The sequence below is a fragment of the Streptomyces sp. NPDC001728 genome, assembly GCF_040297565.1.
In the GTDB taxonomy this organism is placed as follows: Bacteria; Actinomycetota; Actinomycetes; order Streptomycetales; family Streptomycetaceae; genus Streptomyces.
The window spans coordinates 24,666-39,533 of the sequence record NZ_JBEOZK010000027.1 but is presented as its reverse complement, the minus strand read 5'-3'; the positions used below and the strand labels follow the sequence as shown (position 1 = coordinate 39,533).

At 73.4% G+C, this 14,868-nt stretch carries 15 protein-coding genes and 1 pseudogene; 9 read left to right on the top strand and 7 right to left on the bottom strand.

Features of this window, described 5'->3' with window-relative positions:
- Positions 1–145: 145 nt before the first annotated feature.
- The gene (locus tag ABT154_RS30365) at positions 146–1,213 is read right to left on the bottom strand and encodes a LysM peptidoglycan-binding domain-containing protein (protein WP_351861062.1); all 1,068 of its coding nucleotides are present in this window, start codon (positions 1,211–1,213) and stop codon (positions 146–148) included.
- Between the two features lie 129 nt (positions 1,214–1,342).
- A complete protein-coding gene (locus tag ABT154_RS30360) occupies positions 1,343–2,743 on the bottom strand; it encodes a cytochrome P450 family protein (protein ID WP_351861061.1) in 1,401 nt (466 codons plus the stop codon).
- A 98-nt stretch (positions 2,744–2,841) separates the two neighbouring features.
- On the opposite strand from ABT154_RS30360, the gene ABT154_RS30355 reads away from it, so the two are divergent.
- Positions 2,842–4,062 carry a globin domain-containing protein gene (locus ABT154_RS30355; protein WP_351861060.1) on the top strand — a complete coding sequence of 407 codons (1,221 nt, stop codon included), beginning with the start codon at positions 2,842–2,844 and terminating at the stop codon, positions 4,060–4,062.
- Here ABT154_RS30355 and ABT154_RS30350 read toward each other — a convergent pair.
- The 3 genes from ABT154_RS30350 to ABT154_RS30340 all read right to left on the bottom strand — a co-directional run bounded on the left by ABT154_RS30350 (position 4,052) and on the right by ABT154_RS30340 (position 6,756).
- The gene (locus tag ABT154_RS30350; protein WP_351861059.1) at positions 4,052–5,017 is read right to left on the bottom strand and encodes a nucleoside triphosphate pyrophosphohydrolase; all 966 of its coding nucleotides are present in this window, start codon (positions 5,015–5,017) and stop codon (positions 4,052–4,054) included. The two genes, ABT154_RS30355 and ABT154_RS30350, sit on opposite strands and share 11 nt — an antisense overlap.
- 19 nt (positions 5,018–5,036) lie before the next feature.
- A complete protein-coding gene (locus ABT154_RS30345; RefSeq protein ID WP_351861058.1) occupies positions 5,037–5,681 on the bottom strand; it encodes a SurA N-terminal domain-containing protein in 645 nt (214 codons plus the stop codon).
- A 79-nt stretch (positions 5,682–5,760) separates the two neighbouring features.
- Positions 5,761–6,756, bottom strand: coding sequence for a glycosyltransferase family 2 protein (locus ABT154_RS30340; RefSeq protein WP_317878092.1), 996 nt, complete (start codon positions 6,754–6,756; stop codon positions 5,761–5,763).
- Positions 6,757–6,881: 125 nt separating this feature from the next.
- Between ABT154_RS30340 and ABT154_RS30335 the strand changes: the two genes are divergently transcribed.
- Complete coding sequence (locus ABT154_RS30335; RefSeq protein WP_351861056.1) at positions 6,882–9,317, top strand: YfhO family protein; 2,436 nt, start codon at positions 6,882–6,884, stop codon at positions 9,315–9,317.
- Between the two features lie 33 nt (positions 9,318–9,350).
- Here ABT154_RS30335 and ABT154_RS30330 read toward each other — a convergent pair whose 3' ends face one another.
- Together ABT154_RS30330 and ABT154_RS30325 are read right to left on the bottom strand one after the other, a co-directional pair.
- Positions 9,351–9,839, bottom strand: coding sequence for a GNAT family N-acetyltransferase (locus ABT154_RS30330; RefSeq protein WP_351861151.1), 489 nt, complete (start codon positions 9,837–9,839; stop codon positions 9,351–9,353).
- A 215-nt stretch (positions 9,840–10,054) separates the two neighbouring features.
- Positions 10,055–11,062: an AraC family transcriptional regulator gene (locus ABT154_RS30325; RefSeq protein WP_351861054.1), complete on the bottom strand. Its 1,008-nt coding sequence runs from the start codon at positions 11,060–11,062 to the stop codon at positions 10,055–10,057.
- 176 nt (positions 11,063–11,238) lie between these two features.
- On the opposite strand from ABT154_RS30325, the gene ABT154_RS30320 reads away from it, so the two are divergent.
- The 7 genes and pseudogenes from ABT154_RS30320 to ABT154_RS30290 all read left to right on the top strand — a co-directional run bounded on the left by ABT154_RS30320 (position 11,239) and on the right by ABT154_RS30290 (position 14,865).
- Positions 11,239–11,781, top strand: a complete 543-nt coding sequence (locus tag ABT154_RS30320) for a GNAT family N-acetyltransferase (RefSeq protein WP_351861052.1) — start codon at positions 11,239–11,241, stop codon at positions 11,779–11,781.
- 4 nt (positions 11,782–11,785) lie between these two features.
- Positions 11,786–12,403: a GNAT family N-acetyltransferase gene (locus ABT154_RS30315; RefSeq protein ID WP_351861050.1), complete on the top strand. Its 618-nt coding sequence runs from the start codon at positions 11,786–11,788 to the stop codon at positions 12,401–12,403.
- 97 nt (positions 12,404–12,500) lie between these two features.
- Positions 12,501–12,839: pseudogene (locus tag ABT154_RS30310) on the top strand (maleylpyruvate isomerase mycothiol-dependent enzyme family protein); the annotation flags it as partial.
- A 118-nt stretch (positions 12,840–12,957) separates the two neighbouring features.
- Positions 12,958–13,275, top strand: coding sequence for a hypothetical protein (locus ABT154_RS30305; RefSeq protein ID WP_351861048.1), 318 nt, complete (start codon positions 12,958–12,960; stop codon positions 13,273–13,275).
- An 89-nt stretch (positions 13,276–13,364) separates the two neighbouring features.
- The gene (locus ABT154_RS30300; protein ID WP_351861046.1) at positions 13,365–14,042 is read left to right on the top strand and encodes an RNA polymerase sigma factor; all 678 of its coding nucleotides are present in this window, start codon (positions 13,365–13,367) and stop codon (positions 14,040–14,042) included.
- Positions 14,039–14,464: a hypothetical protein gene (locus tag ABT154_RS30295; RefSeq protein ID WP_351861044.1), complete on the top strand. Its 426-nt coding sequence runs from the start codon at positions 14,039–14,041 to the stop codon at positions 14,462–14,464. Before ABT154_RS30300 ends, ABT154_RS30295 begins: the two co-directional genes overlap by 4 nt.
- A complete protein-coding gene (locus ABT154_RS30290; RefSeq protein WP_351861043.1) occupies positions 14,461–14,865 on the top strand; it encodes a hypothetical protein in 405 nt (134 codons plus the stop codon). The genes ABT154_RS30295 and ABT154_RS30290 overlap by 4 nt, the downstream gene beginning before the upstream one ends.
- The last annotated feature ends 3 nt before the right edge of the window (positions 14,866–14,868 follow it).

Sequence of the window (14,868 nt, the reverse complement as noted above, 5' to 3'; positions counted from 1 at the left end):
CGGAAATATCGCCCCTGCTTGCCTTCCGGTTGGGAGTGTTTGCGCAGGTGAGAGGTGACGGGAGCGGATTTCTCGGACGGGACACGCCAGTTGGGGCGAAGAGACCCATGTCTCACTTACCCAGATCCGGACATTTGATCCCGAATCACTCCTTCTTCGCGAGCGAACCGTTCGTCAGGTCAAGGCTCTGACCAGGAAGGATGAGGTCCGGATCGACACCGACGGTCCGGCGGTTGGCGTCATAGAGCGCCGTCCAGCCTCCGGGGAGTTCGTTCTGCTGTGCGATGTCGGACAGGCTGTCACCCGGCCGCACGGTGTACGCGCCCGAAGTGCCGGAAGTGTCCGTTGCGCCCGAATCCTTCGCGGCGTCAGGCGCGGGCGTCGCCGCGGTGTCCCCCGCCAGCTCGACGCCGGTCGAGGCGTGTCGGCCCGATTCGGGCGAAGTGCCCGGCTTCGCACCACCCTCCGGAGCGGCCCCGCCCCGGTGCTTCCCGGTCCCGGGAGTGGCCGACGACACGTCATCACCCGGCATGCCGGGCATGGCGGACGAGTCCGGCGTAGCGGACGTATCGGGCGCAGCGGGAGCGGTCGGGGTGCCCGGAGTGGTGGACGTTCCCGGCGTCGTGGCCGCCGGAGGCGTCGTCGGCGCGGTGGGGGTCACAGGAGTGGTCGGGGTGCCGGGAGCGGCGGGCGTGGCCGTACGGGCGTCCCGCTCGGCCGTCCGCGCCGCACCGGCGGTGTCGGAGGACGGCAGGCCCGAGGTCCGGTTCGACTCGGCGACCGGTCCCGCGGGCGCCTTCGGCAGCGCGGCCGGGCCCGGGTTCACGCCGGGGGCCGTGCCGTCGTTCTTCAGGCCGGCGATCGGTGCGCAGGTGGCCCATTCCAGGGAGCCCTTCGCGAGCGCCTTCTCGGCCACCGCGATCTGCTGGGCGCGGCTGGCCAGGTCGGGGCTGGGCGCGTACGCCAGGCCGCCGTGGCGCTCCCAGCTGCCCTGGGTGAACTGGAGGCCGCCGTACATGCCGTTGCCGAAGTTGGCGTTCCACTGACCGCCGGACTCGCACTCGGCGACCCGGTCCCAGGTGGCGGCGTCGGCGGCGGAGGCGGATCCGGTGGCGAGCAGCGGCAGCGCCATGGCGGATCCGGTCACGCCCGCGGCGACGACGAGGGCGGGGGCCTGACGGGGGCGACGGTGTCGTCCGTTCCCGGAACGCATAGGAGCGCCTTTCGCGTGACGGCTGAGACTGCGGCGAAACGTAGCCGCATTCGAACGCTCATCACAAGTCGATGGCCGCACGATCACGCGAAGATCACATTCTTGACACTCCGTCAGTTCACCGTGGGATCACGGGAGACGTACGGATGGGGAGAACTCCACCGGAAGCGTGCGCAATCCACGCATGATGAGCCCGCCGCGCCACCGCAGTTCGTCCGGATCGGCGGCAAGTCGCAGGTCCGGAAGGCGAGTCAGCAGGGTGGCCAGCGCCGTCTGCCCTTCGAGGCGGGCGAGCGGCGCACCCAGGCAGTAGTGGATGCCGTGGCCGTACCCGAGGTGCTGGTTGTCGCGCCGGGCGAGGTCGAGGACGTCCGGCCCCTCGAACCGCTCCGGGTCCCGGTCGGCGGCGGCGAGCACCACGAGCACGGGGTCGCCCGCCGGGATCTCCTGGCCGCCGACGGTCAGGTTCTGGGTGGCGTACCGCCAGGTGGCCATCTCCACGGGCCCGTCGTACCGCAGCAGCTCCTCGATGCCGGTCTCCAGGAGTCCGGTCTCACCGGCGGCGATCGAGGCCTGGAGGCGCTCGCGCTGCTCGGGGTGACGGAGAAGCGCGTAAAGTCCGTTTCCGACCAGATTTACGGTGGTTTCGAAGCCGGCGAAGAGCAGGATGAAGGCCATCGCGGCGGCCTCGTTCTCGGTGAGGTGCTCACCGTGGTCGGAGGCCTTGATGAGCCCCGAGATGAGGTCGTCCCCGGGCTCCTCGCGCTTGCGGTGGATCAGCTCGGCGAGGTAGCCGCGCATCTTCTTGACCGACCGGGCGACCCCGCCGCGCGGCCCGCCGCCGTGCCGGATCATCATCCCGGCCCAGTCGCGGAAGTCGTCCTGGTCCTCCTCGGGCACCCCGAGCAGGTCGCAGATCGCGTAGATGGGGAGCGGGAAGGCGAACTCGTGGATGAGGTCCGCGCTCCCCTTCTCCACGAAGGAGTCGATGAGCCGGTCGGTCAGCTCCTGCACGCGCGGTGCGAACTCGGCGACCCGGCGCGGGGTGAAGGCCTTCGAGACGAGCCGCCTCAGCCGGGTGTGGTCCGGCGGGTCGATGTTGAGCAGATGGGTCATCAGCTCGGCCTTGCGCTCGCCGGGGATGCCGGTCTTGCCCTTGGCGTGCGGGGACTCGTCGTGGTGCGCGGGATTCTTGGACAGCCGCTGGTCGGCGAGGGCCTGCCGGGCGTCGGCGTACCGGGTCACGAGCCAGGCGTCGACCCCGCTGGGGAGCGTCGTGCGGTGCACGGGCGCGTGCGCCCGGAGCCAGGCGTACGCGGGGTACGGATCGCTCGCGAACTCCCAGGTGAAGAGCTCGGGCGCGGGGGGCCGCGCCCCGGCCGCGGTACCGCCGACAGGGCAGGAGGCGGGCGCTGAGGCAGACGCGGAGGCGGGCGCGGAAGCGGGCGCGGAAGCGGGCGCGGAAGGAGGCTCGGAAGCGGGCGCGGAAGGAGGCTCGGAAGCGGGGCCGGTGCCGGGGGTGGTGCTCACCCCCCGACCGTACAGGCAGCCCCGGAGGGCGGGAGATGTGGAGATCCTGTGATCACGGAGGGGGGTGGTGCCCTAGATTCGTGTCAGTGGATCCCCAGATGCTCAGAAGCACGTTCGCGGTCGTCGAGAGACGGGCCGAGCACGCCGTCACCTTCTTCTACGCGCATCTCTTCTGGCACAACCCGGCGGTCCGCTCGCTGTTCCCCGCGGACATGCGGCCCCAGCGCGACCGGCTGTTCGCCGCGCTGACCCATGTGGTGGACCATCTGGAGGACCCGGCCCTCGCCGGGTACCTGGGCCGTCTCGGCCGCGACCACCGCAAGTTCCTCGCCTCCCCCTCCCTGTACGCGGCGGTCGGGACGAGCCTGCTGGCCGCGTTCGCGCACGCGGCGGGACCCGCCTGGACCCCGGAGGCCGAGAAGGCCTGGACCGAGGCGTACGGGCAGGTGACCGATCTGATGCTGGCGGGCGCGGAGGAGGCCTCCGGGTCCGGGGAGCCGGCCTGGTGGGACGCGGACATCGTCCGGCACGAGCGGTTCGGCGAGGACCTGGCCGTCCTCACCCTGCGGCCCCGGCGGCCCCTGCCGTTCCTGCCCGGCCAGTACGTCAGCGTCAGCTCGCTGCGGGTGCCGCGCGTCTGGCGCACCTACTCCCTCGCGGACGCCCCCCGCGCGGACGGCACGGTGGAGCTGCATGTGAGCCGTATCCGGGGCGGCGCGATGAGCACGGCGCTCGTCGAGGCGACGGGACCGGGCGAGACGCTGCGGCTGAGCGCGCCCGACGGCGGTCTGGTCGCGCGGACGGAGCCGGGCGGACTGCGCACGTATATCTGCGCGGGTACGGGCTGGGCGCCGGTGCGGGCCCTCCTGTCGGAGGCGGCGGAGGCCGAGCCGGAGCTGAAGGGCCGGCTGTTCGTGGTGGCGCGCGCGAAGGAGTACCTGTACGGGCGGCGGGAAGCGGAACGTCTCAAGGAACGTCTCGGCGGGCTCAGCGTCACCTACATCACCTCGGCCCCCGGCCACCGCAAGGACCAGGCGACCGAGCGTCTCCTCCAGGCGCTGCGGGCCTGCGTCCACTGGCCGGCCCACGACGTCTACCTGGCCGGTCCGCCCGGCTTCCTGACGGAGGTCGTCGAGGCCCTGGTCGAGCTGGGCACCGACCCGGACCGCATCCACCACGACACGCTGTCCCCGGTGGGCCCCTTCGGCATCCGCCCGAACACCGCCGCCGAACGGCTCCTCGGCCCGCCCCCGCCGCTCTGGCACAACCCGGAGGCCCGTGCGCCGCGCGCGCGTGGAGAGGCTCTTCCTACGGCTTGACGCCCTCGGCGGCGCGGATCGCGTCCCGGTACGTGCGGGCCGCCGCGCGCAGGGCGGCCTCCGGGTCCACTCCGCCGGCCTCCGCCCGTACGGCGAGGGCGAGGAGCTCGTAGCCGATGCCCTCGCCTTCCGGCACGGCCACGTCGAGCTCCGCCGTCCGGGCCCGGCTGCCGAGCTTCGCCGCGAGGGCCAGTCCCGGCTGACCGAGCGGCACTCCGTCGGTGACGGACTCCCGCTGCTTCTCGACGGCCTTGGTGCGCAGCCAGTGCTCCCGCACCTCCTCCGGCGTCTCGGCGGTCGCGTCGCCGAAGACGTGCGGGTGGCGGAGGATCAGCTTCTCGACGAGGGTGCCGGCGACGTCGTCCACGGAGAACGGCTCCTCCGGGTCCTCCTCGGCGATCCGGGCGTGGAAGACGACCTGGAGGAGGACGTCCCCCAGCTCCTCGCGCAGCTCGTGCCGGTCGCCGTCCTCGATCGCCTCGACGAGTTCGTACGACTCCTCGATGGCGTACTTGGCGAGCCCCCGGTGCGTCTGCCGCGAGGACCAGGGGCATTCGCGGCGGATGCGGTCCATGATCTGCACGAGGTCGAGCAGCCGGGCGCCGGGCAGGTCGTACGAGCCGGGCAGCAGTTCCAGGTCCGGCATGGTGAGCCGGCCGGAGCCGGCGAGCCGGGCGAGGCCGTCGGTGAGGGCCCGGTCGCCCTCGCCGGAGGGCAGGACGAGGACCGTACGGCCTCCGGCGCAGGCGGCGACGAGCTCCTCGGCGGTGGGCCGCAGGTGCTCCACGGCGACCCCGGCCTCCCGCAGGTACGGCAGCTGCGGGTGGTGCTCGTCGGGGCAGAGCACCCGGTCCGCGGTGCGCAGCGCCTGCCAGGCGGGCCAGGACAGCAGTCCGGGCGCCACACGGTGGCTGGCGGTGAGCAGGACGATGCGGCCGGGGCTCTCAGTTGTCACCCCTCGAACCTACAACGGCTCAGGTACCGGCCGGGACGGCGCCGGGGTCCTGGCTGAGCTGCCGCAGCCAGGGCGCGGTGGTGTCGGTGAGCCGGACCTGTGCGTCGTCCCAGGCGCCGTAGCGCGGGTTCACGTCGATGCCGAGGGACTTGGAGGCGGCCGAGAAGACCTCGGTCAGCTTCTTCTGGCCGTCGGGGCTGTCGGTGACGCCAAGCTTGGCGGCGATCTTGTTCATGAGGACGTTGCGGCGGACGAGGTCGTCGATCTGGCCGGGGGCCACGCCCTGCTCCTGGAGGAGGACGGCGGCGAGCCGCTCCTCGCCGCCGCTCTGGCGGACGAAGGCGGTCCGGGTCTCCTGGAGGTCGGCGCGGGTGGCGGTGACGCCGTTGTCCGCGGCGACCTTGTCGACGACCTTGTCGAAGATCATGACGTTGAGCTTGCGGCGGGGCAGGTCGCCGGTGGCCTGCACCAGCTGGGCGGCCTCCGGGGAGCGGTCCTGCGCGGTGCGGACGTCCTCCACCTGTGCCTGGAGGCTGGAGACGTCGATCCGGTCGCCGCCGACGACGGCCGCCGCTCCTGGGTGGGCGTCACTGCCGCAGGCGGTGAGCAGCGGGGCCGCGGCGAGGAGCGCGGCGGTGACGGTGAGCGCGGTGCGGCGGTGCAAAGGAGCCTCCCGGGCGGTCGTGCGTCAGTGGAACGACCTTGCGGTGATCGATGGTAGGGAGTCGCCGGGGCCGGAGCCACTACTTCGGTGCGACTGTTTCCCACAACGACTCACCCGTACGCCGGGTGTCGGCCCGCATCACGTCCGTCTCGTACCCCTCGTGGGTCTCCTTCACCAGGTAGTGGGGGCGGCGCTTCACCTCGTAGTAGATGCGACCGACGTATTCGCCGATCAGCCCGACCATCACCATCTGCACGCCGGCGAGGGCGGTGACGGCGACGAGGAGGGTGACGTAGCCGGGTGTGTCGACGCCGTTGACCAGCGCGTCCCCGACGATCCAGGCCGCGTAGCCGAGGGCGACGAGGACGAGCAGGAAGCCGAGGTGGACGGCGGCCCGGAGCGGCTTGTTGTTGAAGGAGAGGAGGCCGTCGAGGCCGTAGTTGAGGAGTTTGCCGAAGGTCCACTTGGAGCGGCCCTCCTCGCGGACGGCGTTCTCGTACGAGAACGTCGTCGTCCGGAAGCCGACCCAGGAGAACAGGCCCTTGGAGAAGCGGTTGTACTCGCCGAGGCCGAGGACCGCGTCGACGGTGCGGCGGGAGAGGAGACGGAAGTCGCCGACGCCGTCGACCAGCTCGACGTCGACGAGCCGGTTGATCGCCCAGTAGTAGAGCCGGGCGGTGAGGGTACGGGTGACGCGGTCGCCCTCGCGGGTGCGGCGGGCCACGACCTGGTCGTATCCCTCGGCGTGCAGGGCGACCATGCGGTGGACGAGTTCGGGCGGGTGCTGGAGGTCGGCGTCCATGATGACGACGGCGTCGCCGGCGGCGTCGCGGAGACCGGCCAGCATCGCCGCCTCCTTGCCGAAGTTACGGCTGAAGGAGACGTACCGGACGTGTCGGGGGTCGCGCGCGGCGAGCTCCTGGAGGAGGGGGAGCGTCCCGTCCCGGCTTCCGTCGTCCACGTAGACGATCTCGAACTCACCGTCGAGCCTGGCGAGTTCGTCGGTCACGTGGTCGTGGAAACGGGCGAGGACGTCTTCCTCGTTGAAGCACGGGACGACGATCGAGAGCAGCACGTCGACCACGACAACGGAGTGCGGTGACCCGGCCGGTCCACGGGAGTGGCGCTGAGGCGACCATTGCGTGAACGGGGCCGCCGGGGGCGGATTTCCGTGCGGGACCGAGGCATATTCGGCGTGTCATGCCGAACGCACAGCACTCTCAGCGCACTGCTCCTGGCCGCCCGGCGCCGGACGGGCCCGGCCTCGCTCCGGACGCTTCCGGTCCGGCCCCGGACCGGCCCGGCGCCGCTCCGGATGTTCCCGGCCGCGTCCCGGACGCCGTCCGTCTCCTCGCCCCCGTCCTCGCCGCCCTGCTCTCCGTGGCCGCCGTCTGCGGTGGGGACGCCGTCGCCCGGGTCTTCCCCTTCGGGCCGCGCCACCGGGCCGTCAACGACCTCGCCAACCAGTTCGTGCCGTTCCACGCGCACCTGTGGGACCTGCTGCACGGCCGGGCGGACGGCGGGCCGCTGCTCGACTGGCAGGCCGGCTGGGGGACGAGCTTCCTCCCCGACTACGGCACCTATCTGTCGAGCCCCCTCGCCCCGCTGGTCGCGCTCTTCCCGCGGGGGGACATCGAGTACGCCGTCTACGCGATCACCGTCCTCAAGACGGCGCTCGCGGCGGCGGCGATGACCTTCCTGCTGCGCCGCCTCGGCCCCGGGGCCTGGTGGTGGGCTTCGGTGCTCGGCGCCTCGTACGCGCTGTGCGGCTGGTCGCTCGCGGAGGGCACGTACAACCCGATGTGGCTGGACGGCCTGATCGCCTTCCCGCTGCTCTGTCTGGTGGGCGAGTGGGTGCGGGAGGGCCGCCGCCCGCTCCTCGGACCTCTGCTGGTGGCGGTCTGCTGGACGGCGAACTTCTACACCGGGTACATGGCGACCCTCGGCGCGGCCCTGGTCCTCCTCGTCCGCCTGGCGCTGACGGACTCCTTCCGCGTCCGCACGGTCCTGCGGGCGGCGGTGACCACGGGCCTCGGGGTCGGGCTGGCCGCGCCCGTCCTGATCCCGGTGTTCCTCGGTTCGCGCCACGCCTACCCGGGCCTGGTCAGGGAGTTCGACCCGGCGCCCGCCACGGACGTGCTGGCCCGGCTGCTCCCGGTGACGTACAGCTTCTCGACGCCCGCGGCCTTCGTCAGCACGGCGGTGCTGCTGCTCGTGGGGGCGCTGCTGTTCCGGCGGGACGTGCCCGGCCGGGAGCGGTGGCTGTGGGCGGGGCTGTGCGTGGCGGTGACGGCCTCGATGCAGTGGGGGCCGACGCATCTGGTGTGGCACGCGTTCGCCACGCCGAACGGCAGCCCGTACCGGCAGACCTTCGTCCTCTCCGGCGTCCTCGTCGTCGCCGCCTGGACGGGCCTCGGCCACGGCCGCCCGGACCGGCGGGCGCTGCTCGGCGGGGCGGCGGTCGTCACGGCGCTGGCGGCGGGGGCGCTCGCGAGCCCCTTCGTCACGTCCTGGGCGCTGCTGCTGACGGGGGTGGGCCTGGCGGCGGTGGTGGGCGCGCTGCTGCTGCCGGTCCGGGGGAGGTACGGGGTGCTCGCCGCGCTCCTGGTCGCCGGCACGGTGCTGGGGCAGGCGGCGGCGACGACGGCGTACGCGGACCGGGAGCGGCTCGCCCGGCTCGACGACTACCCGCCGTGGGGCGCGGAGCAGGACCGGCGGGCGGCGGCGCTTGCGGCGGCCGACGGCTGGCCCGCGTACCGCACGGACGCGGGGCTGCCCCGGGTCGCGGGCAACGATCCGCTGCTGCTCGGCGGCCAGGGCGCCGCGTACTACAGCAGCCACACCCCGGCGGTCCTGACGGAGACGCTGAGCGCGCTGGGCGGCGGGTGGACGTCACGGGGCCGGAACCTGCTGAGCCTGGACAACCCGGTGACGGACGCGCTGTTCGGGGTGGGGGCGCGGTGGCGGGACGGCGCGGTCGCCCGCACGGACCTGTACCTGCCGCTGGTGACGGTACGGCCGCCGGGCCCGGCCCCGGTGTACGGCCCGTCCCCGTTCCGCAACCAGGAACTCCTGCTCGGGGCGCGGGTCTACGGGCCCCCGCGCGCGGGCGCGTGCCCGGTCGGTACGGAGGTCTTCCTGTGGGCCCCGGAGGCGACGGGCACGGCCCGCCTGGGCGACCACGAGACGCGCCTGCTCGGCGGCGGTCCGAAACGCCGGGCGGCACTGACGTCCCTGGGCGTCCAGCGCGTCCCCGGCCTGAAGCCGGTGCTGCCGGGCCCGGGCGAACTCGGCTGCCTGGACCACGACCGGCTGCGAGCGGCGGTGACGACCCTCCGAGCCCGCCCGGTGACGTCGATCAGCATCACCTCGGACGGCATCAGGGCCACGCTCCCCCCGGGCGAGGGCACGGCGGTCGTAGCGACCCCCCGCATCGCGGGCTGGCACTGCGAGGACACGACGGCGGGTTCGTACGGCGGACTGCTGGCGATCCCCCTCACCGAAACCGAAACGGAACTGACCTGCACGTTCCGCCCCCCGGGACTACGGGCGGGACTGGGAACGGGAGCGCTGTCGGCACTGCTCCTGGTGGGGGTGGCCGTGGCCGGACGCCGGAGCGGGCGGGCGTCTCGCTGACCGTCACGCCGGCGGCAGGTGGCGCCGCCGTCCCTACCGCGAGAGGCGGAAGCGGATCTCGCCGTCCTGTTTCTCGTCCGTCGGCGTCAGGCCCGCCGCTCGGGCCACCGCGGCGGAGGCCTCGTGGTCCGGGTGGACGTGGGCCAGGACCGTCCTTACGCCCCGTTCCGTCAGTGCCGTCACCAGGCCCTCGGCCGCCTCCCGGGCGATCCCCCGGCCCTGCCACTCCGTGCCGGTCACCCACGCCACCTCCGCGGTCCGGCCGCCGTCCGTGAGCGTGGCCTGGACCGTGCCGGTCAGCCGGTCCTCGTCGCGGAGGCGGACCACCCAGTTGCACCAGACCGTCGCCGGGTCCGGCGAGCCCGCGGTCAGCCGCTCGTAGCGGGACCGCAGTTCGGGCGCCGTGAGCGGCGCTCCGCCGATGAAGGTGTGCAGGGCGGGGTCGGCGAGGACCCCGGCCATCTCGTCCGCGTGCGCTACGGCGAGCGGTACGAGGTCGAGGCGATCGGTCCGTACCGGCATCGCGGCCACCTCGGCCAGGCCGGTCTCACGAGCAGGGTCCACGGTGCCTCCGGCAGTCGGTCGGGCCCCGGTGGGCCACGGCAGCAGTGGACCACAGCCTCACGCGCGGAGGTCCCAGACCCCCTGGTTGGTGCGCTTCCCGCCCATCGTGACCTCCCCCGTCGCTCCCCTGCTCGGCCCTGTCGGCTCCCGGCCAGGGAGCCCGCGGCCCCAGCCTAGGAACCCGCCGTCCCGCCCGGTGTGCGTGGAGCGCGGCCCTCCTTGATCTTCCGCGCACGGAACTCGCTGGGGCTGACCCCGTACGCCTCGCGGAACGCCCTGCTGAAGACGGCGGGACCGCTGAACCCCCGCCGCGCGGCGATCGCCTGCACCGGGTGCGTGAGGAGTTCGGGCCGGGCGAGGTCGTCGCGGCACCGCTCCAGGCGGCGGCGCCGGATACGGGCCTGGACGGTCTCCCCCTCGCCCTTGAAGAGCTGGTGGAGCGTGCGGACGGACAGGTTGTGGTGGGCGGCCACGACGACGGGCGTCAGTTCGGGGTCGCCGAGGTCGTACTCGATGAAGGCGTGGATCCGGCGGAGCAGCGCCCGCGCCCGTACCTCGGCGGGAAGCTTCTCCACGGTGTCGGAGTGCTGCGCGAGACAGGCCGCCGCGAGGTCGGTCGCGGTGGCCCCGAGCCGGCTCAGCTCCTCGGGCGCGCACTCCCCGCCGTGGGTGACGAGCGACCGCAGGAAGTCGACGAGCACGGCCCCGATCCCGCTCCGTCCCGATATGCGCCGGGCGAGGACGCCGTCGAGCCGGTTGGTACGCAACGGCAGTGCTTCACGCGGGAGTTGCAGGATGACCAGCTGCCCGGGCTCGCCGTCGGAGACGTACCGCGCGTCGGAGGGCCGCGAGGTGTCCCAGAAGAGGAGGTCCCCGGCCTCGGCCTCGCAGTCGTTGCCGTGCTGGGAGAGGGTCATCGCCCCTTTGGTCACCAGTCCGAGCTGGTACTGCTCGGGGTCGCCGCGACGGATGAGCGCGGGGGTGCGCCGCGAACGCAGCGGCGAGTAGGCGACCTTGGACACCTGGAGCCCGCCGAGGTCGAGGAGGGCGACATCGGCGGTGAACTCGGCGGGCCGCTCACTGGTGAGCGCCGTGGGCATGACCTCCCGGGAGATCATGTCCGCGAACCATTCGAACCGTTCCCCGTCGGGCAGGTCACCCGACGACACCACTGACCACATCGCGCGCTCCCCGGGGCCTGTCTTGTTCTCGGTGGCCAGAATGCAGTGACCGGTTCTCGATCGCGGCAGCTTTCCCACACCCAGCGTGGCGCCCGTACAAGCCCCGGAGCCACGGCCCGCATTCCCCGCCCGAAATCCGATTGCCGCCGACCGGCGGAGTCGGATAGGAAACCAGCATGCTGAGGGGCGAGAGGGTCGGGCTGCGGGCCCGCCACGACGACGACATCCCGGTCCTGCGGACCGAGCTCTACGACGACGTGGTCAACTCCGCGCGGGCCGAGGGCGGCCCGTGGCGGCCGATCACGCCCGGCTCGCAGGACCGGCGGCTCGTGGTGGACGAGACGAATCAGGAGAACGTCGCGTTCTCCGTGGTCGACCTGGAGAGCGGCTCGCTGGTCGGCAGCGCGAACCTGTGGGGCATCGACACCCACAACCGCTCCGCGCACATCGGCCTCGGGCTGCTGCCGGCCGCACGCGGCAGGGGGTACGGCACCGACGTGGTGGCGACCCTGTGCCACTACGGCTTCGTCGTACGCGGCCTGCACCGGCTGCAGATCGAGACGCTGGCGGACAACCACGCGATGCTGCGCTCCGCCGAGCGCAACGGCTTCGTCCGCGAGGGTGTGCTGCGGTCCTCGGCGTGGGTGCTGGGCGAGTTCCTGGACGAGGTGCTGCTCGGGCTCCTGGCCGGGGACTGGAATCCGGACGCGAAGGCCTAGCCGGATGCCGCCCGAACCCACCGCCGAACCGCCCGCCACCCCCGTGACCGCCGTGTCGCCCGAACCGCCCACCGCCCCCGCGCCGCCGTCCCGGGTCGAGCTGAGCCCGCTCACCCTCGCCGACCAGGACGAGTTCTGCTCGCTCGTGCGGGCCAGTGCCGAGCTGTTCGGGCCGTGGATTCAACTGCCCACGACGGCCGAGGAGTTCCGGAGCTGGGCGGAACGGTTCCGCGACGGCACGACCCTGGGCTTCCTGGTCCGCGTCCGGGAGACCGGCGTGGCCGCGGGCATGGTCAACATCAACTCGATCATCAGGGGCCGCTACCAGGGCGCGTCCATCGGCTACGCGGCCTTCGCCCCGTCTGCGGGGCGGGGCTACATGACGGAAGGCGTCGCCGCGGTCCTGGACCACGCGTTCACGGACCTCCGGCTCCACCGCCTGGAAGCGAACATCCAGCCCGGGAACAAGGCGTCCCTGTCCCTGGTCCAGCGCCTGGGCTTCCGCCACGAGGGCCTGTCGCCCGCCTACCTCTTCATCGACGGCGCCTGGCGCGACCACGAACGCTGGGCCGTCACCGCGCCCCTTCCCTGGACACCGGACCCCTCCCTTCCCGAGGTGTAGACGGCCACAGCCGCCCGGGCGGCCACGCGAACCGGGCATCGGCCCCGGGCCTTCACCGCCACCGAAGAGGACCTGGCCGAAGGGCAGGCGGGAGTGTGACGCCCACCACCCCTGGACGCCACCGGTCGGCGGCCGGGTGGCGGCCCTCGGGCACGACGTCGTCCACGGTCTCGACATCTCGGTCGCCCTGGGGCTGGGCCGCGTGGTCCCGGAGGACCGGATCCGGGTGCTCCTCGACGCGGTCGACCGGCGCACGGTCCGCTTCTTCGGCGCCGACCTGGACGGCGTCCGGCTCGACGCGACCGACACCGACTGGTCCTTCGGCACCGGGTCCCCGGTCACGGGCACCGGCCAGGACCTGCTGCTCCTCGCGTACGGCAGGAGGCTGCCGGCGGGCCGGCTGGGCGGGGAGCGGGCGGGGCGGTTCAGCGGCTGAGGAAAAGATCTCCGGAGTCGGTCGCAACCTCCGGGGGTGACGCACGTCTGGTGGGTTGAAGGCGCCCTTCAGCTGATCCACCAGACCGTGTTTCCGTCCCACTTCCTCGGGAGATCTCATGTCCGTCCACTCCAAGCGGAACCTCCGCCGCCCCCGGGTCCTGGGTGTCGTCGCCGGTGTCGCGCTGCTCCTCGGCGGCGGTTTCGCCGCGCAGGCCTTCGCCGACTCCGGTGTGAAGCCCGCCCCGGCCCCGGTGCCGGCCACCGCCCCCGAGGCCGCCGCCCCGGCCGTGACGAAGCCCGGTGCCGCCGCACCCGCCCCGAAGGTCGTCGCCCCGGTCAAGGGGACCGGCACGACCGCCTCCACCGCCTCCACCCCCGCCCCCGCCGGGACCGCGCCCCGGGTCATCTCGCCCGGCACCGGCGCCGGTAAGTAACGGCGAGCGGTAACACCACAGGGTGGCAGGGCCGGGCCCGGTCCTGCCACCCCTCCCGCGACGGATCGACCGAGGACCGTACAGAGGACGTGCAGTTGTCGTACGCCATATCCAGCCCCCGCCCCCGCCCCGGCCCCGCGCCGTCGGCCTGGTGGTCACGGCTGCTCGCCCGCGTGTCCCGGGCAGCCGACGAGGCGCCGGTACGGGGACGGGAGCGCGGCCGTCACCTCCGGGCGGTCGGACCGTCGTACGAGGACGAGCCGGCGTACGGCCACGAACCGCCGCCCACCCTCACCGAGCTGTACCGGGCGCGGCGGCTCGACATGGTGCGGCTCGCACTGTTCCTGGTGGACGACCTGCACACCGCCGAGGACGTGGTCCAGGACGCGTTCACCGCGCTGTGCCGCACCCATGGGACCTCGCTCGGCGGACTCCAGGACCCGGGGGCGTATCTGCACACCGCCGTGGTCAACGCCGCCCGCTCCGTACTGCGCAGGCGCCGCACCGCGCGCGCGTACACCCCGCCGCACCCGGGGGCGGGGGCGCCGGTCGACGAGGGGCTGCTGCTCGCCGAGGAACACCGGCATGTGCTCGACGCCCTCGCGCAGCTGACCCGGCGCCAGCGCGAGGTGCTCGTGCTGCGCTACTGGTCGGAGCTGACGGAGGCGCAGATCGCGCGGACGCTGGGGCTTTCGCGCGGGACGGTCAAGTCCACCGCGAGCCGGGCGCTCGACGCGCTGGAGAAGAAGCTGGAGGCGGGCCGATGAGACCGCAGAGACCGTCCGCCGGGGACCACGGGTCCCCCGTCGAGGAGCGCCTGCGCGCCGCGCTGACCGCGCGCGCGGCGCTGGTCACGTACCGCGAACTGCGCCGCGACGAGCCGCCGCGCGGGCGTGCCTGGGGGACGCGCCGGGTGCGCGGGGTGGCCTTCGCGGGGCTGGGGGCGGCGGCGGCCGTGGCAGCCGCGTACCTGCTCGGGGCGGGGCCCGGCGGTGCGCTGAGCCCGCCCCCGGAACCGCCCGCACGCCCGCCGGGCATCGTCATACGCCCGAAGCCCGCGACGACCCCCCTGCCGAGCGCGGGCCCGGTCACCCCGTCCGTGGAGAGCGACGGTCCCCAGCCTCGCCGGTCGTCCCGGAACCCGGCGGGCGGCCGGTTGTCGTACCCCCTCCGTACGCTCGGCCCATGAGCGTCTCCCTGTACTACTCCGCAGACCGGGCGTTGCCGCTTACGGCCGCCGAGAAGGCCGCCGTCGAGAGCATCGTCGCCGCGCACATGTCGTCGTTCCCGTACGAGGACACGGAAAGCCTCGACCTGTACGAGGACGACGGCGACGAGCCGCACCGGATCGTGGCCGGTTCGACGAAGATGCCACTGGACCCCGGGCAGTTGATGCCGGTGGTGATCCACGTACTGGACTCCGTCACCGACCTGCGCCGCGTACTGCCGGACGCGGACTGGCACGTCCACCTGGACGACCTCGACGTCCCCTGGGACGAGACCGACGGCTACGCCTTCCCGGGCATGCGCGACCCGTCCCTCGCGGCGGAACTGGACCGAGTGTCGGAGTGGGACCCGGCGTCGGAGTGACCC

Coding starts and splice junctions, on each gene's coding strand:
- ABT154_RS30365 (WP_351861062.1), bottom strand. CDS start 1,213: ATGCGTTCCGGGAACGGACGACACCGTCGCCCCCGTCAGGCCCCCGCC.
- ABT154_RS30355 (WP_351861060.1), top strand. CDS start 2,842: ATGCTCAGAAGCACGTTCGCGGTCGTCGAGAGACGGGCCGAGCACGCC.
- ABT154_RS30335 (WP_351861056.1), top strand. CDS start 6,882: ATGCCGAACGCACAGCACTCTCAGCGCACTGCTCCTGGCCGCCCGGCG.
- ABT154_RS30330 (WP_351861151.1), bottom strand. CDS start 9,839: ATGCCGGTACGGACCGATCGCCTCGACCTCGTACCGCTCGCCGTAGCG.
- ABT154_RS30325 (WP_351861054.1), bottom strand. CDS start 11,062: ATGTGGTCAGTGGTGTCGTCGGGTGACCTGCCCGACGGGGAACGGTTC.
- ABT154_RS30320 (WP_351861052.1), top strand. CDS start 11,239: ATGCTGAGGGGCGAGAGGGTCGGGCTGCGGGCCCGCCACGACGACGAC.
- ABT154_RS30315 (WP_351861050.1), top strand. CDS start 11,786: ATGCCGCCCGAACCCACCGCCGAACCGCCCGCCACCCCCGTGACCGCC.
- ABT154_RS30305 (WP_351861048.1), top strand. CDS start 12,958: ATGTCCGTCCACTCCAAGCGGAACCTCCGCCGCCCCCGGGTCCTGGGT.
- ABT154_RS30295 (WP_351861044.1), top strand. CDS start 14,039: ATGAGACCGCAGAGACCGTCCGCCGGGGACCACGGGTCCCCCGTCGAG.
- ABT154_RS30290 (WP_351861043.1), top strand. CDS start 14,461: ATGAGCGTCTCCCTGTACTACTCCGCAGACCGGGCGTTGCCGCTTACG.